Source organism: Pseudonocardia tropica, assembly GCF_040105315.1.
In the GTDB taxonomy this organism is placed as follows: domain Bacteria; phylum Actinomycetota; class Actinomycetes; order Mycobacteriales; family Pseudonocardiaceae; genus Pseudonocardia; species Pseudonocardia alni.
Genome location: NZ_JBEDNP010000010.1, coordinates 104,340 through 122,765 on the forward strand (window position 1 = coordinate 104,340; position 18,426 = coordinate 122,765).

Below are 18,426 nucleotides of genomic sequence, written 5' to 3' on the forward strand. Positions count from 1 at the left end.
CGAAGGTAAGCCGATCCTAACAGGGACCATCGAACGAGCGAGTCACGGGCTGTGAGAGAGCGGTCACGTTCAGGTGCCGCGCGCGCGGCGCGCGCCGCCCGGCCCCGGGGCCTCGGGCGATCCCGCCGCCTCGGTCTGGCCGTGCTGAGCTGTGTTGCCCTGGTCGCCTGCGAGAGCGTCGGGGCGGCCTCCGACCTTCCGCTGTTGCCGACGCCCGGTCCGGTCCAGCCGCCGGTGTCAACCACGGCCCGGCCCGGGGAGCCGAGCGACGCGGCCACACCGTCGGCGGCCGTTCCGGACGGTCACGTGGCAGATGCCGGAGATGGAGGTTCCGGCGTTGCACCGACGCCGTCGGAGGATCCGGTGCCTCCCGGGTGGGACCGTGTGCAGTCCGAGTCCGCTTCGCCGGGAGAACCGGGTGGCTCACCGTCGTCCGAACCCCTAGCACCTGCGGAGGGAGGGGGCGGCGCCCCGCCGGAGACCGGGGGCCCGCTGAGCGACGAGGAGGCCAAGTACGCCCCGGGCCTCGCCTCTCCGCTCGAGTCCAGCGACTCCGGTGCCTTCACGGGAACCGGCTTCACCCCGGTTGGACCTGAGTTGGGACAACCGCACACCGTCGGATTCGAGCTGTTCATCGGGATCGCGGCCCCGGGCAGCACCTCCCGGCCCGTTCGGCTGACCGTATCCGGCTTCCCGATGCACAGCATCGAGATCACCGAGATCGGCTTCCGCGCCGGAGACAGCGAGCAGTTCCTCTTGACCAACGACCGATGCTCCGGACGCACCCTGCCGCCCGGAGGGACATGCACGATCGACGTGACCTTCGCGCCGACCCGGGGCGGCGACGCCAGCGCATCTTTGTCGATGAGTCTCCGTCACGTCTGTACGGCGACGAACTACTTCCCGTGCGCCTGGTCCGATGAACTCGAGGGCCAGGGCCGCGACTTCGAACGCTCCGCCGAGTACGGGCATACCGTCATCACCTGGGACTCCGGATTCATGGGCGCCGCCGGCGCTCTGAACGTGGCTGGTCGTGCCACCGAGTGACGGCGGGAGCCGGCAGCAGCCGCGTCGCACGGTCGGGCTCCGACGCCCGACGGGAGTGCGGAGCGACCACCCGGACCCGGCGCCGACCGGACGCCTCCAGTCGACGAGCCAGGCCGTCGGCGCCGTGATCGCACCGGCGACCGTGATCACCGGCCTGCTCTATTACTTCGGTTACGTCAGGACGCAGAGCCTGTTCGCGGAGTTCGGCGTCGATGTCGCCGTCCTGAACATGTCGACTCAGGACTTCCTGCTCCGAAGCGTGGAGAGCCTCTACGGACCACTCCTGGCCGCGCTGCTCCTCGGCGTCGCGGCCGTGATCGCCCACGTCCGCGTCTCACGCGCCGTCGACCGGGTCGGTCCACCGGGTCTGCTGAGGCTGGGCGGCCTGCTCCTGATCGCGGGCTCGGCGACGACCGCCGGAGCCGTCATCGCGATCTGTGGTGCGTCGGCCGGTGCATGGGCGTTGCCACCCTTCGTGACAGCTGCAGCCATCGGCGTCGGTGGAAGCGCATGGGCGTACGGACGGTGGATACGCCTGAGATGGCGGGAGCGCTGGCAAGATCAACCTGCCGAGCCGGCCGCTGCACGAACGGCCGTGCTCGTCCTCGTGACGCTGGCTCTCGTCACCTCGACCTTCTGGCTCCTCACCGACTACGCCAGAGAGGTCGGCCGGGGGCTTGCGACCCGATACGCGCTCGAGCCGGATCTGCGTCTGGGAGTCGTCGTCATCAGCACGCGTCCGCTTCAGCTCGCCGGCCCAGGAGTGGCCGAGTACACTTCCCGCGAGCAGACACCGGACTCCTACCGCTACCGCTACGACGGACTCCGGCTGCTCGTCGCCGCCGGGAACAGGTACTACCTGATTCCGCGGGACTGGTCCGCCGGGATCGGACGTTCGGTCGTGCAGATCCCGGTCGACGCACCGGGCGTTCGGTTCGAATTCAGCCCGGGAGGACGACGCCCGAGCTGACCGGCGTGCGACCGGCCGACCCGACGAGCGGGATCGGCCGTGTCGTCAGCATTGAGCCTTTGCCAACCTGATCACGCGCTGGCGATCATGAGGGTCTGAACTGCGGCGATGAGCCTGTCGGCGGTGTTCGGGCTGGACCGGATCTTGCGCAGGACTCGCCAGTTCTTCAGCTCGGCGTTGACCCGCTCGCCCGGTCCGCGACGGTGGGCGTGGGCGGTGTTCACGTCCTTCTGGTGTCGCGACAGCTTCCGGAATCGGCCGGTGTCGGGGTCCTTACGTCGACGCCGCTGCGGCACGGCGACCGTAGGACCGGCGCCTTGGTAGGCGGTGTCGGCCGCGCGGGGATCTCATGCTCGGCCAGGGCGTCGATGATCCCGTGCTCGCGGGCTGCGCCCATGTCGTGCCGCGCGCCCGGCATCGGCGGGGAGATCCACACCAGGCGGCCGACCGGGTCCGCGATGACCTGCACGTTCAGTCCGTGGGCTTTGTGCTTTCCAGAGTAGAACGCCCGGTCGTAGCCCGATGCCATCCCGACCCGGTCGATGCGCAACAGGGTGCCGTCGAGGATCACGAACGCCTTCCGTTTCGCGACCTCGATGGCTTGTTCCAGGGTGGGGGCCTTCGCGGCGAGCAGCTCGATCCCCTCCTGGATGTAGCGGTAGACCGTGGAGGTGCCGACCCCGAACCCGCAGGCCAACTCGGCGTAGGTGTCGTTCTTGCGCAGGTGCGCGACCACCAGCAGCGCCCGGCCGGCGGCGAGCTTGCGCCACCGGGTTCCACGGGCGGCGCGGTGTCCGCGCAGGAGATCGGCGAGCAGGTTGAGCGCGCGGCTGGACACGGTCATCCCAGACGGGTAGGACAACACCTTGAAGCTCCTGGTGGGACGTGTTGATCTAGTCAATCGCCCGTCTACCAGGAGCTTCACCCATTCGAGGCCACGACACGCCGCAGTCCGCTGACCAGCACGTCCACCGAGGTTGGCAAAGGCTCATTGACGATTACCCGTCTCATTCCCGGGTCGACGCACCTCGGGCGATAACGGATCGCACACATTCGCCGACCGGAAGTAGCAGTTGATCGACGACATGTCGGGAGAGTCATGAGCGCGTGCCCCGAGTGCGGGGGTTCGGTCGGACCGGGCGTCCGGTTCTGCAACGACTGCGGTGCAGCGCTTGCCGGCGGCAGTGTGGCCGGTGCGGGCCACACCCACCCCGCCAGCCGCGCCTCGGCGTGATGCTCGACGAACCACCGGTGGGTCCCGGCGATCCCGTCCCGCAGCCCGATCGTCGGCTCCCACCCCAGCGCCGTAATGCGGCTGGTGTCGAGCAGCTTGCGCGGTGTCCCGTCGGGTCGGCTGGTGTCCTGGACGATCTCGCCGTCGTACCCGGCGACGATCGGCGAGCTCCCGGATGGTGACGTCGGTGCCGACGTCGACGTTGATGGTCTGCGGGTCGTCGTAGTGGTCGAGCAGGTGGACGATCGCGCGGCCGAGGTCGTCGACGTGGAGGAACTCGCGGCGCGGGGTGCCGGTGCCCCGAGCACGACCTCGCGGGCACGGGAGCGGGCGGCCTCGTCGAAGCGGCGGATGAGGGCCGGGAGGACGTGGCTGTGTTCGGGGTGGGAGTTGTCGCCGGGCCCGTAGAGGTTGGTCGGCATCGCGGAGATCCAGGGGAGTCCGTACTGCTTGCGGACCGACTGGACGCCCATGATCGCAGCGATCTTCGCGACGGCGTAGGCGTCGTTCGTCGGCTCCAGCGGCCCGGTGAGCAGCGAGTCCTCGCGGGTCGGCTGGTCGGCGTATTTCGGGTAGATGCAGGACGAGCCGAGGAACAGCAGCCGCCGCACCCCGGCGTCGCGGGCGGCGTCCATGACGTTGACCTGGATGCGCAGGTTCTCCGACAGGAACTCGGCCGGGAACGAGTCGTTGGCGACGATGCCGCCGACCTTCGCCGCGGCGAGCACGAGCGCGTCGGGCCGGACGTCGGCCAGGTGGGCGAACACGGCCGCGCGGTCGACCAGATCCACCTCGGCGCTGGTCGCGCCGACGACGTCCGAGATCGGGTTCGAGTGTGGCGGCTTTGGAATGAGCCACGATCGCGACAGCGTGTGTCGGATCGGGTGGCAGGGGGCCTGCCTGCGAGCAAGCGGCCAGGGTGGTTACGAGGGCGGCCGATCCCGGCCAGGATTCGCAGGAGTCGCACGATCGTCCTCCGTCCCGTGGGCCGTTGTCGCCCGCTCATGGAGTTCTAGGCAGGACCGGATGTTCGCGACATGTACCGTCGACTCGTTCTCGGCAGCCCCGTTCACGATGATGAATGGCGGTGGCCGGCTCGATGTCAACGATGATCATCGCAATCGGTTTGGACACGATCGCGGATCGGGCGCAAGAAGCCGGTCGTTGATGTGAAGGCGAACCGACGGCGAGTCCAGGGACAGCCGTCGGAACAAGCAGTTCGGTGGCCGAGCGCGGCTCCCGCATTCGCCGAGCTCGATGGTATGAACTGCCGACGGTGACGTATCGCAGGACTGTTCTGACGGGCACCATCGTCACCATGAATGCGCCGGACAGCCCCGTCCATGCCCTCGGTCTCGAGGCGCTCCGCGGTACTCCCGGATGGTCCACGGCGATCGAGCGGTTGCGTGCGGCGTGGGCCGACGGCGGCGCCGTCGCCGGTGATCGTGCCAGGGCAGCTCGCACCCACTTCATCGGGAAGCGTGGCCTGATGGTGCTCGACGTCGTGCTTTCCAACCAGCGTCGGTACGACAGGCGTGTCGTGCCAATGCTGGATCGGTGGGCTGCACGGATGAGGCAGGTCGACGGTACTCCCACCCTGGCCTGGTTGCGGGACAACCCGGGGTCGTACGACGGGCTCGGGCTCCGGCGGCACGAGCCCCGCACCATCGCGGAGGTCACCTCGGGCTTGCTGCGCTACGGCGCTACCCACGGTGCGGTGGACGAGGACGGAGCCTGTGCCGGCTGGGCCGTGGGAACGGCGGGGCTGGAACTCGCGCCGAAGATCGATCCTTACGTCGGATCGGTCCACGGGATCGGTCCTGCGCTGTTCGCGTACTGCCGTTTGCTGTGCGGCGCCGATACGATCAAACCCGATGTGCGCGTTCTGAAACAGATGCGGACGTTCGGGGTGCAGATCCCACCGGCTGATGCCGCAGCCGGATTCGTCGTCGCGGGGGCAATGGCTCAGGAGGTCGGAGTCTCATTGGCCGAACTCGATCAGCTCTTGTGGTATCGCGAGTGACGCTGCTGCTCCGGCGACTTGGTCCGAGCGGTCGATAGCCGTGATCGTCACCGTGGCTCGATACTGACGGCGCCGAGATCCACAGAGGCGGAAACCAGGAATCGGATGAAGAGGGCACCGAACAGAAGAAGCAAGTTCGAGGCCCGGCAGCACCGACGTCGCGGCGTCAGGTCAGATCGCTTCGCCGGCACCTGCTCCAGGCCACGACCGGAGGCGACCGGACGTGAGCCGGGGCTGCCCGGTGGATCGGGCCCTCGGCCGGCCCGAATGCCGGTGGCTCGTGTCCGGATGGGCCGATCGGTGCTGGTGACCCTGCGGATCCGTCCCGATACTCGATCACTACGGCGACGACGGCGTGGGCTCGGCGCCGTCGGTCCCGACACGGAGGTGCCCGTTGACGCTGGAACGCAATCTGAGGGACCAGACCCGGCTGGTGACGGATGCGATCAAGCTCCTCGATCGGGACATCGCGAACGCCACGAAACGGCTGTCCGGTCTGAAGCGCCAGCGACCGGCGTCGGACAGGGAGAAGGCCGCGACCGCCGACGAGACGAAGCGGACCACGGACCTCAAGAAGAAGTACGAGGACGACCGGAGGGTGTTCGAGCAGCACCTCGCCGACCTGCGCCGGATGAGTCGCTGACGGGCGAGCGGATGCGAACCGTCCGCGGATCCGTGCCGTCCGCCCGTGCTGTTCCTCCGGGTAGGGCGAGACGCCGCGTTCGATCGTCCCGTGTCATCGCCGTGACGACATCGTGACCCCACATCGTCAGCGCTGACGATTTCGCCTCCGAGAGCTCATTTCGGGTCCCGCAACCGCTAACACCCCGCGCACGCCCGCCGACCGTTCGTGACAAGTGATCGACGACGCGGCGGGGGGAGTCATGAGCGTGTGCACCCAGTGCGGGGAGCACGTCGGTGCCGGTGTGCGGTTCTGCAACGGCTGCGGCACACCGACCGGGGCGCGACCCGTCCCGGAGCCCGGGAGCGCGGTACCGGAGCCTGCGACCCGTCCGGCTCCGGCCCGGCCGCAGGAGCAGTGGCAGCCGCAGACGGGGCACGGTCGAACCATCGCCACCGATCGCGGTCCGCGCAACGTCGTGCTGGCCGTGGCGGCTGTGCTGGCGGTCGTCGTCGCGACCGCCGGCGGCGGCTACTTGTACACGCGCTCCGCCGGAGGGGGACCTGTGCCCCCGCCGGTCCCGACGACGACGTCGACGGCCGCCCCGCCCACAACGACATGGAGCATGGAGCCGGTCGACTCCTCGGCCGCTCTGCAGGCGCTCGCCGACACCGACCGGAGCACCGTCGCGTCGCTGCAGGGCTACTGGGTGCCGCAGCTGTCTTCGAAGCGGGCCGGAATGGTCATCGACGGTACGACGTGGGACGACGACATGGTCCTCGACCACGTGCGCTCCATGGCCGGCAGCTACCCGGACGTGCTGCTGCTGAACTCGTCGGACTACTCGTCCTTCCGCACCGGCGGGCTGTGGGTGCTCGTCGAGGGGCAGGGCTTCACGACGTCCGACGCGGCGAACGCCTGGTGCGACCAGCAGGGCATCGGCGCCGACGACTGCTTCGCCAAGCGGATCGCCCAGGACGGGCCCGACGGCAACACCGCGCCGCGCTGACCTCGATCCCGTCCGACCCCACCACCATCACCGAGGAGACCCGTGTCCCCTGTCCACTGCCCGGAGTGCGGCGTCGCCCATCAGCAGACCGCCCGCTTCTGCGGCTCCTGCGGCGCGTTCCTGCGCGACGACTCCACACGTCTGCTGTGTGCGGCGGTCCACCGCGACGCGGACTTCTGCCGGCGAGTCCTGGACGAGTACACCGTCGAGCCCGTCCGGGCGCTGCCGCCGTCGCCGGGGGTGAACGTGCCGGCCGTGCTGCGCGACGCGCTCGCGTCCCGATCCCGGCGCCGTGTCCGTGACGGCACCCTGACCGTCCTGTTCGTGCTGCTGCTGTTCGTGAGCCCGGGGTTCTTCGCCGCGTGGCTGGTGCTCGCCGCCGCGCTGGTAATCGTGCAGCGCTTCGGCTTCGGCCGCTCCCCGGTCGTCGTGACCGGCGCCGTGGTCGCGGGTCTCGTCGCGGGCGTCGCCTCCGGCGCACTCGTCTACGAGGTCGTCTACGGCATCGCCCAGCTCGTCACGGTGTTCGGCGGGCAGCTCGGCAGCGGGTTCGCGGAGCTGATCCTGGCGCTGCGCAGCGGGTACGTGGCAGCCGTGTTGTTCGCGGTGATCGTGGCCGTGTTCGGGACGGACGCGTACTGGGTGGGCTGGCTGACCCGCCGCCGGTTCCGGCGGACCCGTTTCCGGCCCGACCCGCGGGTCCTACCTGGCAGTGACACCGAGCGGACGTTGCGGACCTTCGGACACGACCAGCACGGCGCGCGGATCGCACGGATCGACGCCGGTGTCGAGCCGGGCGACCAGCCCGGCCGCGTCCCGCTCGTCGTGCACCGCGGGTTCGATCCGTTCGTCGGTGCCGGCCTCGTCCGGGCCCAGGAGGCACTCGCGATCTCGCTCGTCGCGCGGGACAAGACGGTCGACGAGCCCGCTCCGGTCGACGTCCTCGGCGTCCACGCGACCATCGAGGAGGCGTTGTCGGACCTGCGTCGCGCGTCCTCGCTCGGGCCGGGCGGACGCCTCGGCGCGCTGCGGTTCGACGAGGTCGTGATGACCTCGGCCGAGGACGTCGCCGAGCACGCCGACGGTCCGCTGGCCGCCCGTGTCCTGCCGGTCCTGCACGAACCCTTCACCGACGGCCCGCCGTACACGACGCTCGACGAGCGGGAGGCGCGCACCCTCGCCGTCGCCCCCGAGGAGTGGGCCCGCTACTACCGCCGGTACCGGGTCGAGACCTGGGACCGGCAGCTGGTCCTGTCCACGTTCGTCCACGTCGGCGCCGACGACAAGAACCTCTACGTCGAGCGCGTCCACTGCGTCCTGCCCCCGCTGCCCGAGAGCTTCCGCGAGATCGACCAACCGGTGAGCGGTCTGCGCCGATTCGGACGGGCGTGCGCTGAGCTGGCCCGGTTCCCGGCGACGATCCCGGACCGGATCCGCCAGTGCTGGTCGGCGCGCCGGATTCCGCAGCCCGAGGGCACCCTCGTTCCCGACCGCTACGGCGTAGGCCCGAGCCTGCGCGAGCTGGCGGTCGGCGACGAGTTCCGCAGCTACTTCCAGAGCACCGACGTGCTGCGGTACGGCGAGATCATCGACCGCGTACTGCTCCGGTCGGTCGGCGCCCACCTGGAACGGCTCGGCTACTCCGCCGTCGAGTTCCAGGAGGCGTTCACCCAGACCATCAACGACTTCCGCGGATCGCACTTCTCGAACTCCGCCGTCGGACCGGACGCGAAGGTCACCACCGGTCCGGCAGCCGCCACGGCGACGAAGGGGAACCGATGAGCACCAACTGGAACTTCCAGGGAGCGCACTTCGACCGCTCCGCCGTCGGCCCGGACGCCCACGTCGACGCCCGTCACTCGACGGCGGTGACAGTCGGCCGACTGACCGACGAACTGTCCGCGCTGCGTGGCCGGCTCCTGGAGGTCGACGGCGATGAGGCCCGGGCCGCGGTACGGGAGCTCGACGGGCTCACCGCCGAGATCGTGCTCGCCGAGCCCGACCGGCCGGCGGTCCGGAGCCGGTGGGCGTCTGTGCGGACACGCGCGGCCGCCGTGCTGGGGACGGGGGCGAACATCGCGCAGATCACCGACCTGGTCATGACGCTCTTCGGACCCTGATCGCGGCCCGCCGTCTCGTCAGTTCCGATGAAGCCGCCGAACGGCCGATAACGGCCTGGTCCGTCCGGAGCGATCCAGCGGAGGTGAGGGTCGCGCCGGCGGCCCGGCCGACCGGGGAGACCGCACGATGACGACGCACCGCCGCCCACGCCGTTCCCTCTCCCGCGCCCTGCTGGCCGGGCTGGTGCCGGCGACGACGGCCGCCGCGCTCTGCATCGCGTCCGTCGCCTCCGCCGAGCCGGTGATCGCGGTCGCGGCCCCGGCTCCGACGGGTTCCGGCGTGGTCGCGCGGGAGTTCCCGGCGCCGCCCGCGCCGGTGGTGGTGCCGGACGCGCCGCTCGCGTCGTTCGTGGCGGACGAGCCGGAGCCGGTGCTCTACACCTGCGAGCCGACGGCGGCCCCGGAGTTCGAGGACCCGGCCCACCCGCACTACATCACCAATAAGAACTGCCCCGACCTGATCGCGGCGAAGGAGCAGGCGCAGCGGGAGTACCTGGAGCAGTTGCAGGCAGAGGAGCACGAGGTGAGTGGGGACGGGCTGGAGTCCGCTTGCTCGGACCCCACCAGCAGCTACTACGGGACCGCGGCCTGCGGGTCCGACCTGGACGGCGACGGGATCATGGACGGATTCACCGGCTGACCGCTCGCCGCCGCCCGACGTCCACCCAGCTCAACGAGCTGTTTTCGAACGTATGGTCGAGTAAAGTCGACTGCGTGGACGACGTCTGGCAGGCCGGTGACGAGGAGCTCCTCCTCGCGGTCGCCGACGTCCAGGAGCGGATCAACCGCGAGTCCGCCTCACTCGTCGCGCTGGTCGCCGAGATCGCCACCCGCGGACTGGCCGGGGACAGGGGATTCCGCGACACCGCGGACCTGCTGCGCACCGTGCAGAACGTCTCGCGCGCCACCGCCCGCGCCCGGGTCGACGCGGCACGGGCGCTGTCCCCGCTGTACCTGATCACGGGGGAGCGGGTGGACGCGGAGCTGCCCGAGCTGGCCGCGGCGTTCGCCGAGGGCGCGGTCGGCGCCGAGCATGTGCGGGTGGTCCAGCGCGTGCTGACGATGCTGCCGCCGCACCTGCACGAGCACCGACCGGTGCTGGAGGCCGACCTCGTCCACCACGCCCGCACCCTGGATCCCGACGCCGTCGAGAAACTCGGCCGGCGGGCGATCGCCCTGCTGGACCCCGACGGGCCGCGCCCGCGGGAACCGAAGCCGTCGCGCAACCGGCTCACACTGCGCCCGCAGGGCGCCGGTTTCGAGGCGCGCGGCTGGTTCGACACCGAGTCCGCGGCGATGCTGCGCACCGCACTGTCCCCGCTGACCGCGCCGGTCCCGCCGGACGGGCCCACTGGGGCGAGGGACGAGCGGTCCACCGCCGAGCGCTCCGGCGACGGGCTGGTGGAGCTCGCGCGGCGGATGCTCGCGACGGGAGACCTGGGCGTGGAGAACGGGCAGCCCGTCACGGTGACCGTGACCGTCCCGCTCGACACCCTCACCACCGGCACCGGCGCCGGACTGCTCGGGTTCGGCGCCGGCGGGCTGTCCGCCGCCCTCGCCGCCGGGGACGCACTGCGCCTGGCCTGCGACGCGCGGGTCGTCCCGGTCGTGCTCGGCACGGCCGGGGAGCCGCTGTTCGTCGGGCGGGAGGCCCGGCTCGCGACCCGCGGGCAGCGCCGCGCCCTCGCCCAGCGCGACGGCGGGTGCGCGCATCCCGGCTGCGAGGCGCCGCCGCAGTGGTGCGTCGCCCACCACGTCCGGCACTGGGCGGACGGGGGCACCACCGACCTGGACAATCTGGTGCTGCTGTGTCCGCACCACCACCGCATGGTGCACACCGGCGACTGGACGATCGAGATCGTCGGCGGGTTCCCGCTGTTCCACCCGCCGCCCTGGGCGCCGGGCGGCCCGCGCCGCAACCCCCTGCACCGGCCCGACCTGGTCGGCCACCGGCACGACCACGACGACGGGCGCCCACCCGTGGCGCTCGACGCCGTCGTCGGCGCCGTCCCCGGCCCGCGCGTGCCCGGAGTCACACCGTGTCATCAACGTTGACGATCTCCGGGGTCCTCGGCCGTTCGGCGGAAATGGAGGGGCCCGCACGGGCGACTGAACGGAGGACGAACCGTCGGGGGAGGGCCCATGACCGCGCTGGTGGAGCGTGCCGAAGCACACGCGACGCTGCAGGAACCGCCGCCCACGTTCCACACTGGGGCGATGGCACGTCCGCCGCACGTCCCTACGCAGCCCGGGCCGGACGACCGGCTCCGGGTGCTGGTCGTGTGCACGGGCAACATCTGCCGCTCGCCCGCGGCCGAGCTGCTGATGCGGAACCTGCTCGTCGGCCGTCTCGGCGGTCGGGAGGCCGCGCGGGTGCAGATCTCCAGCGCGGGCGTCGCCGCCGTCGTGAACGGCCCGATGCACCCGCTGTCCCGCGCCCAGCTCGCCCCCTGGGGCCTCGACGCGCGGGCCGAGACGTTCCGGGCCCGTCAGCTCGACGACCGGACCGTCGCCGGGGTCGACCTCGTGCTCGGTGCCAACGTCCGGCACCGCTCCACCGTCCTCGAGCGCTACCCGCACCTGCTGGACCGCACGTTCGCGCTGCGCGAGTTCGCCCGCCTCGTCGCGGCCGCCGACACCACGGTGCTGCCGCCGGACCTGGTCAAGCGGGGGCGCGGCCTGGTCGACCTCGCCCGTGCCACCCGCGGCACCATCCCGCCGGCCGACGACACCGTCCCCGACCCGATGGGCGGGCCCGAGTCCGCCCACCACGACGCGGTCCGCCTCATCTTCGCGGCCGTGCACGGCATCGTCGGCGAGCTGGCGCCGCGGGTGGGCACGCGGGTCTGACCCTCGGCCGGGTGGTTCTCGCCTCCCGCGCGGCACGCTCCCCCGAACCGGAGAACGGTGTCGGACATGACGAATCACCGCACACCACTCCTGATCGGACTGTTGTCGGCCGGACTGCTCGTCGCCGGGTGCGGCGGAGGTGCCGCCCCGTCCGAGGCCCCGGCTGCGCTGTCGACCGCGCCCACCGCGGCCGCGCAGCAGCCGACGGGGGAGACGTCGTCGGAGGCGGGCGAGGTGGCCCGCTGCACCAGCAGCACCGTGCAGGCATCGGTCGGCACCACCCTCGGCGACAACCAGAAGGACACCACCATCGTCTGGCGCAACACCTCCGACGCGCCCTGCACGATGACCGGGTTCGGCGGCGTCGACCTGCGCGGCCCGGACGACCCGCAGTTCGGGCCGTCCTACTCGCTGCCCCGGGCGGGGGAGGAGCCCACCGCGGTCGTCGTCAAGCCGGGCGGGACCGCGCACACCGTGATCACCTGGCTGCCCGGGGACAGCTGGACGCCGACCGACATCGTCGTGACCGCGCCGGACGAGACGACGTCGACGACGCTGAAGTGGGACCAGGGCCCGGTCTCCCGTCAGGACGGCGCGACCCGCCCCGGCACCTACGTCCACCCGGTGGCGCCCGGCTCCGTCTGACCCCGTCTCGGTCACCCCGTGCCGCGGGTGGCACACACCCCGTCACCGCCGGAGTCGTGTGCGCCACCCGCGCGGGGGTACCCGATAACGGGCGATCAGCTCTGGCCGATGATGCCGGGCGTGGAGATTCACCAGACCCCGCTCCCCGGATCGGCTCTCATCGACCTGAAGCGACTCGAGGACGACCGCGGCTTCTTCGCCCGTGCCTTCTGCGAGCAGGAGTTCCGCGACGCCGGGCTGGACCCGACGATCACCCAGTGCAACCTCTCGTACAACCACGAGGCGGGCACCCTGCGCGGCTTCCACTACCAGCTGGAGCCCAACGCCGAGGTCAAGGTCATCCGCTGCGTCCGCGGCGCGATCTTCGACGTGATCGTCGACCTGCGCCCGGACTCCGACACCTACCTGCAGTGGTTCGGTGCCGAGCTGTCCCAGGACAACTACCGGGCGATGTACGTGCCGCGGAACTTCGCGCACGCCTACCTCACCCTCACCCCCGACGCGACGACGATCTACCAGGTCTCGACGCCCTACACCCCGGGCGCCGAGCGCGGCCTGCGCTGGAACGACCCGGCCCTGGACGTCGAGTGGCCGCACGCGGTCGACCACGTCTCGGACAAGGACGCGAACTGGCCGCTGCTGGCCGACAACGCCGACTTCCCGTCGGTCACCGGAGCCCGCTGATGCTGATCCTCGACACCGCCCTCGCGAAGCGCGCCGCCGAGAACCGCCCGATCCGGGTCGGCCTGGTCGGCGCCGGGTTCATGGGCCGCGGCCTGGTGAACCAGATCGTGAACTCCACCCCTGGGATGGACGTCGTCGCGATCGCCAACCGCACCGTCGCCACCGCCGTGCGCGCCTACACCGAGGCCGGGCTGGAGCCGGTCGAGGTGTCGACGACCGCGCAGGTCGAGGCGATGGTCGCGAAGGGCGTCCCGGCCGTGCTCGGCGACGCGTTCGCGCTGCTCGCCGCGGAGAACGTCGACGTGCTCGTCGACGTCACCGGCGCCGTCGAGTTCGGCGCCCGGGTCACCGTCGCCGCGATCGAGCGCGGGCTGCCCGTCGTCACGATGAACGCCGAGCTCGACGGCACCGTCGGCCCGCTGCTCGCGCACCGCGCCCGTGCCGCCGGGGTCGTCCTGACCGGTGCCGACGGCGACCAGCCCGGCGTCCAGGCCAACCTGCTGCGCTTCGTGCGCGGCATCGGGGTCACCCCGCTCGTCGCCGGCAACATCAAGGGCCTGCAGGACGAGTACCGCACCCCCACCACGCAGCAGGCGTTCGCCGAGAAGTGGGGGCAGGACCCCTACATGGTCACCAGCTTCGCCGACGGCACCAAGGTGTCGTTCGAGCAGGCGATCGTGGCCAACGCGTTCGGCTTCACCGTCGGCAAGCGCGGCATGTACGGCCGCGACCACGCCGGGCACGTCGACGAGCTGACCGCGGCCTACGACGTCGACGAGCTGCGCGAGCTGGGCGGCGTCGTCGACTACGTGGTCGGCGCCAAGCCGGGCCCGGGCATCTACGTGCTCGGCACCCACGACGACCCGAAGCAGCGCCACTACCTGAACCTGTACAAGCTCGGCGAGGGCCCGCTGTACAGCTTCTACACCCCGTACCACCTGTGTCACTTCGAGGTCCCGAACACCATCGTGCGGGCCGTCGACTTCGCCGACGCCGCGCTGAGCCCACCCGCCGGGCAGCGGGTCGACGTCGTCGCCACCGCCAAGCAGGACCTGAAGGCAGGACACACGGTCGACGGGCTGGGCGGCTACGACACCTACGGCGTCGCAGAGTCCTCGCCGGTCACGCGCGCGGAGCGGCTGCTGCCGATGGGCGTCGCCGAGGGGTGCACGCTGGTGCGCGACGTCGCGAAGGACGCCGTGCTCACCTACGACGACGTCACCCTGCCCCCGGGCCGGCTCGTCGACGCGCTCCGCGAGGAGCAGGAGAAGCTGTTCGCCTGAGCGGCCCGCAGGCCGCGGCGCCGGGTCAGTAGGCGCCGCGGCTGCGGAGCACCGCGCCGACGGTCTTCCACAGGATCAGCAGGTCCAGTGCGGGGGTCCAGTTCTCGACGTAGCGCAGGTCGAGACGGACCGACTCCTCCCAGGTCAGCGAGCTGCGTCCGCTGACCTGCCACAGGCCGGTCATGCCGGGCTTGACGAGCAGGCGGCGGCGCGCGTCGGCGGCGTAGGTGGCGACCTCACGGGGCAGCGGCGGGCGCGGCCCGACCAGGCTCATCGATCCGCCGAGCACGTTGAGGAGCTGCGGCAGCTCGTCGAGCGAGTACTTCCGCAGGAACGCCCCGACCCGGGTGACGCGCGGGTCGCGACGCATCTTGAACAGCGGGCCGTCGCCGTGGTCGTTGGCCAGCGACGCCAGCCGCGCCTCGGCATCGACGCACATCGACCGGAACTTCAGCATCCCGAAGGTGCGCCCGTGCGTGCCGACGCGCTCCTGGCGGAAGAACACCGGGCCGCCGTCGCCGAGCTTCACCGCGGCCGCCAGGACCAGGAACAACGGCCCCACCAGAAGCATCAGCAGCGCGGCGACCGCGCGGTCCGCGACGTACTTCACGATCTTCGACGCGCCGGAGAACCGCGGCTCGGACAGCCGCAGCAGCGGCATCCCGTCGACCGGCGTGATGTGCATGCGCGGCCCGGCGATCTCCATGAGGCCCGGGTCGACGGCGAGCTCGGTCTCGGAGCCCTCGAGGTCCCAGGCGAGGCGGTGCAGCCGCGTCGGGCCCCAGCCGGGCGAGCGGCAGATCGCGACGACCCGGTGCCCGCCGTCGCGGGCCAGACCGGTCACCGCGTCGAGGTCGCCCAGCACGGGGACGCCGTCGACGACGTGGCCGCCGCCGGTGCCGGTGCCGGTCGGGGTGCACACCCCGGTGACCCGCCAGCCGAAGTACGGGTCGCGACGGGTGCGGCGGATCAGGTCCGCCACGCACGCCTCCTCGCCGACCGCCAGCACCGGGGCCAGACCCCGGCCCCGGCCGCGCTGCACGTGCAGCATCTTGCGCAGCGCGAACCGCACCCCCAGCAGGGCGACTCCGGTGCCCGGGACGAGCAGGAAGACCCACTCCCGCGACGAGTCGACCATCAGCGCCAGACCGCCCAGGGCCAGCACGACGTCGGTGAGGACCACGGCCCGCCCGAGACGGACGAACTCCGCGGACCCGGTCCCCAGCACCCGGCCGTCCCAGGCCCGCGAGACCGGCAGGGCCACCGCCAGCAGGCCGGCGGCGATCAGACCCGAGCCGATGCGCGCCCGGTCGGCCGCCTCGAGGCCGGTCAGCCCGACCAGCACCGCGACCGCGGTCAGGAGCGCGACCGTCGCGAGGTCACCGAGGACCACGAGTGCGGTGAACCGGCGCTGCCACCGCGGGGTGCCGGGCAACGGGTCACGCCCGCCCCCGGCCGGTGTGGCGACCCGCGGACTCGGGACGGTCCGCTCGGACAGGCGGGAGACGTCGTGGTGGGTGCTCACAGGACTACGTGCTCCTCGGGGCGGGAAGAAAAGGGCCACGGACCGCTGGGGTCGGCGTCGTCGCCCGCTCGGTGCCCGGAGTGCACCGTTCGCTGCTCCTGCTTTCGACAGGCGGACGCCTACCGTTAGCGACCGCTCCCTCACCCGCGCGCAAGTTGCGCCGTTCGTCGTAATCCATGCGAGGGGTTGTCATCAGGAGTGACGATCGCGGCGTCTCATCAGAATTGAGTAACGCCGACGCCGCCGGATGCGACAGGTGATCGAACGATCATCCTGCGTGAGGAGGCAACGGGTGCCGTTGCGCCGCTTCGACCGGACGTCCTGGCCCGAGCACGGCCCGCACCGCGACCTGCTCGATCTGCTCGACGACGTCCACGTGCACCACGGCTGCCCGTCGGAGCGTGTGGTCGCCCGCCGGCTCCGGACCTCGACCGCGCGGGTCCGCGACGTCGTCCGCGGCCGTGCCCTGCCCGGCGACGCCGTCGGGATCCGGGACCTGGTCGCCGCGCTCGCCGCGCAGGGCCGGGTCGATCCGGCGACGGCGGACCGTGCCGAGGCCCTCACGGTCGCGGCCCGCCGCGAGCGCGACGGCGCCGGACCCTGGCCCGCCGGGCGCCGGACGGGCCGACCGCTCTGGTCGCCTCCGGGCGTCGCTCCGGCGGCCGGTCCCGCGACGACGGGCACCCGCCGGACCGCGGTCGCGGCGCTCCTGCTCGTACTCACCGCGGCGGTCGCGACGGCCGTCGTGCTGTCGGGGCACCTGCCCTTCTGACCCCGGTCGGTCCCTCCCGTCGTCAGAACCGGGGCGCCGCCGCCCTGGTGCCCGTCTCGTGCGGGGCGGGCGGTCCGGAGCCGGGTCACCGAGGTCGTCCGCGGGCCGATCCGCCCGGCGCGGCCGCTCAGTGCCGGCCGCGCCGGACCAGCTCCCGCGCGGTGCGGACGACGATCTGCGCGTCGAGCCAGAGCGACCAGTTCGCGATGTAGTAGTTGTCGTGCCGGACCCGGTCGGCGATCGAGGTGTCGCCGCGCAGCCCGGAGATCTGGGCGAGCCCGGTGAGCCCGACCGGGACGCGGTGGCGGGCGGTGTAGCGCTCGTGCTCGGCGGAGAACCGCTCGACGAACGACGGGCGCTCCGGGCGCGGCCCGACCAGGCTCATGTCGCCGCGCAGGATGTTCCACAGCTGGGGCAGCTCGTCGAGCGAGGTGCGGCGGATGAGCCGGCCGACCGGGCCGACCCGGGCGTCGCCCGCGATGGACCACTGTGTGTGCTGCTCGCGCTCGTCGACCGGGCGCATGCTGCGGAACTTCAGGACGGTGAAGGGCCGGTTGTCCAGGCCGATGCGTTCCTGGCGGAAGATGACCGGCCGCCCACTCTCGACGAGCACGGCGACGGCGACCGCGACCAGCAGCGGTGAGACCAGCGCCAGGGCCAGTGCGGACACCACGACGTCGCCGAGGCGCTTGAGCCGCCAGGACAGCCGGTTCCTCGGATCCGGGGGCAGCCGCAGCAGCGGGATGCTGCGCAGCCGTTCGACGCCGGAGTGGTCGTGCACCAGCTCCGAGAGCCACGGGAGCAGCAGGACGCCGAGCCCGTCGCGGCGGGCCTCGATCGCCGCGTCGAGGACGGCGGCGTCGTCGACGGTGTGGCAGGCGAACACGACGACGCGCACCCGGTGCCGGGCCGCGGCGTCCCGGATCCGGGCGGACAGCGCCGCCCGCTCGCGCTCCACCACGAGGTCGAGGTCCTCGGACAGGACGTGGCCGAGCGGGCGCAGGCCGTACTCGGGGTGGGCGCGCATGGTCTCGTCGAGCTCCATCGCCCGCGACCCGGTGCCGACGATCAGCGTGGGCTCGCCGACGCCCCGGCGGACCCGCAGCAGCCGGGCGGCGAACAGCACCGCGGCGCGCAGGGCCAGCGCGACCAGGGTGGCCAGCAGCACGACCTCGACCGGCCCGGCGACGTCGATGCGGGTGTCCAGGTTCTGCTGCACGGCCATCGCCCCGGCCAGCACGAGCCCCATCGTCACGAGGAGGGCGGCGAGCTCGCGGGGCAGGTCGTCGAACCAGGACAGACGCAGCCGGGAACGGTGCAGACGCGCCGCCGAGCGCACCGCGAGCAGCAGCACGGAGGCGGCGACGACGCCGTCGCGCCCGGTCGGCGCGACCACGAGCACGGCGGTCCCGGCGGCGACGACGTCGGTCAGCACCAGCGCCGTCCGGACGAGGCCGACCCGGGCGGCCGGCTTGCGCACCGATGCCGGGGCGGTGGAGGCGTCGGCCCGGGCCGGCGGCCCGACCGGGACGTTGGCCCGGCCCGCGACCGGCCGCCGGAGCAGGAGCCGGTGGTGGGTACGGGGTGTGGCGCGCGCGGGTCGACGGGTCTGCGTCGGTCCGGCGCTCACGACGGGCCGGCC

17 protein-coding genes and 2 pseudogenes are annotated in these 18,426 nt (G+C 72.2%); 14 read left to right on the forward strand and 5 right to left on the reverse strand.

The genetic code is table 11. The features are described from left to right. The first annotated feature begins 696 nt into the window (after positions 1-696). Together WHI96_RS17770 and WHI96_RS17775 are read left to right on the forward strand one after the other, a co-directional pair. Positions 697-1,047 (forward strand): hypothetical protein, encoded by a 351-nt coding sequence (locus tag WHI96_RS17770; RefSeq protein WP_345644323.1) that lies wholly within the window; start codon positions 697-699, stop codon positions 1,045-1,047. Between the two features lie 124 nt (positions 1,048-1,171). After that, positions 1,172-2,017 carry a hypothetical protein gene (locus WHI96_RS17775; protein ID WP_345644320.1) on the forward strand — a complete coding sequence of 282 codons (846 nt, stop codon included), beginning with the start codon at positions 1,172-1,174 and terminating at the stop codon, positions 2,015-2,017. Between the two features lie 71 nt (positions 2,018-2,088). Here WHI96_RS17775 and WHI96_RS17780 read toward each other — a convergent pair. The 3 genes and pseudogenes from WHI96_RS17780 to WHI96_RS27890 form a co-directional block, all read right to left on the reverse strand. Continuing rightward, positions 2,089-2,882: pseudogene (locus WHI96_RS17780) on the reverse strand (transposase family protein). Between the two features lie 123 nt (positions 2,883-3,005). After that, the gene (locus tag WHI96_RS27885) at positions 3,006-3,686 is read right to left on the reverse strand and encodes an NAD-dependent epimerase/dehydratase family protein (RefSeq protein ID WP_425571584.1); all 681 of its coding nucleotides are present in this window, start codon (positions 3,684-3,686) and stop codon (positions 3,006-3,008) included. Further along, a pseudogene (locus WHI96_RS27890) lies at positions 3,593-4,042 on the reverse strand (NAD-dependent epimerase/dehydratase family protein); the annotation flags it as partial. The gene WHI96_RS27885 and the pseudogene WHI96_RS27890, both read right to left, overlap by 94 nt. 431 nt (positions 4,043-4,473) lie before the next feature. Between WHI96_RS27890 and WHI96_RS17790 the strand changes: the two are divergent. From WHI96_RS17790 to WHI96_RS17840, 11 genes are all read left to right on the forward strand, one after another. Further along, complete coding sequence (locus tag WHI96_RS17790) at positions 4,474-5,274, forward strand: hypothetical protein (RefSeq protein ID WP_345644314.1); 801 nt, start codon at positions 4,474-4,476, stop codon at positions 5,272-5,274. A 433-nt stretch (positions 5,275-5,707) separates the two neighbouring features. Continuing rightward, positions 5,708-5,917, forward strand: a complete 210-nt coding sequence (locus tag WHI96_RS17795; protein ID WP_345644311.1) for a hypothetical protein — start codon at positions 5,708-5,710, stop codon at positions 5,915-5,917. Between the two features lie 604 nt (positions 5,918-6,521). Continuing rightward, positions 6,522-6,905, forward strand: a complete 384-nt coding sequence (locus WHI96_RS17800) for a hypothetical protein (protein ID WP_345644308.1) — start codon at positions 6,522-6,524, stop codon at positions 6,903-6,905. Between the two features lie 42 nt (positions 6,906-6,947). Then, positions 6,948-8,687 (forward strand): zinc ribbon domain-containing protein, encoded by a 1,740-nt coding sequence (locus tag WHI96_RS17805; protein WP_345644305.1) that lies wholly within the window; start codon positions 6,948-6,950, stop codon positions 8,685-8,687. Then, positions 8,684-9,025: a hypothetical protein gene (locus WHI96_RS17810; RefSeq protein ID WP_345644302.1), complete on the forward strand. Its 342-nt coding sequence runs from the start codon at positions 8,684-8,686 to the stop codon at positions 9,023-9,025. The genes WHI96_RS17805 and WHI96_RS17810 overlap by 4 nt, the downstream gene beginning before the upstream one ends. A 127-nt stretch (positions 9,026-9,152) precedes the next feature. Next, on the forward strand, positions 9,153-9,665 hold the full coding sequence (locus tag WHI96_RS17815; protein WP_345644299.1) for a hypothetical protein: 513 nt from the start codon (positions 9,153-9,155) through the stop codon (positions 9,663-9,665). 74 nt (positions 9,666-9,739) lie between these two features. Next, the gene (locus WHI96_RS17820; protein ID WP_345644296.1) at positions 9,740-11,080 is read left to right on the forward strand and encodes an HNH endonuclease signature motif containing protein; all 1,341 of its coding nucleotides are present in this window, start codon (positions 9,740-9,742) and stop codon (positions 11,078-11,080) included. 162 nt (positions 11,081-11,242) lie between these two features. Beyond that, positions 11,243-11,875, forward strand: a complete 633-nt coding sequence (locus WHI96_RS17825; protein ID WP_349302412.1) for an arsenate reductase/protein-tyrosine-phosphatase family protein — start codon at positions 11,243-11,245, stop codon at positions 11,873-11,875. Positions 11,876-11,941: 66 nt separating this feature from the next. Continuing rightward, entirely contained in the window at positions 11,942-12,520 is a 579-nt protein-coding gene (locus WHI96_RS17830) for a DUF4232 domain-containing protein (protein WP_345644290.1), read from the forward strand. A gap of 120 nt (positions 12,521-12,640) precedes the next feature. Beyond that, positions 12,641-13,204: a dTDP-4-dehydrorhamnose 3,5-epimerase gene (gene rfbC / locus WHI96_RS17835; protein WP_345644287.1), complete on the forward strand. Its 564-nt coding sequence runs from the start codon at positions 12,641-12,643 to the stop codon at positions 13,202-13,204. Beyond that, positions 13,204-14,487, forward strand: a complete 1,284-nt coding sequence (locus WHI96_RS17840) for an NAD(P)H-dependent oxidoreductase (protein ID WP_345644284.1) — start codon at positions 13,204-13,206, stop codon at positions 14,485-14,487. The genes rfbC and WHI96_RS17840 overlap by 1 nt, the downstream gene beginning before the upstream one ends. Positions 14,488-14,512: 25 nt before the next feature. Here WHI96_RS17840 and WHI96_RS17845 read toward each other — a convergent pair whose 3' ends face one another. Continuing rightward, positions 14,513-16,012: a sugar transferase gene (locus WHI96_RS17845; RefSeq protein ID WP_345644281.1), complete on the reverse strand. Its 1,500-nt coding sequence runs from the start codon at positions 16,010-16,012 to the stop codon at positions 14,513-14,515. A 292-nt stretch (positions 16,013-16,304) separates the two neighbouring features. Between WHI96_RS17845 and WHI96_RS17850 the strand changes: the two genes are divergently transcribed. Next, positions 16,305-16,784 carry a hypothetical protein gene (locus WHI96_RS17850; RefSeq protein ID WP_345644278.1) on the forward strand — a complete coding sequence of 160 codons (480 nt, stop codon included), beginning with the start codon at positions 16,305-16,307 and terminating at the stop codon, positions 16,782-16,784. Positions 16,785-16,911: 127 nt separating this feature from the next. Here the strand turns inward: WHI96_RS17850 and WHI96_RS17855 are convergent, their stop codons facing one another. Continuing rightward, positions 16,912-18,414 carry a sugar transferase gene (locus WHI96_RS17855; RefSeq protein ID WP_345644275.1) on the reverse strand — a complete coding sequence of 501 codons (1,503 nt, stop codon included), beginning with the start codon at positions 18,412-18,414 and terminating at the stop codon, positions 16,912-16,914. Between the last annotated feature and the right edge of the window lie 12 nt (positions 18,415-18,426).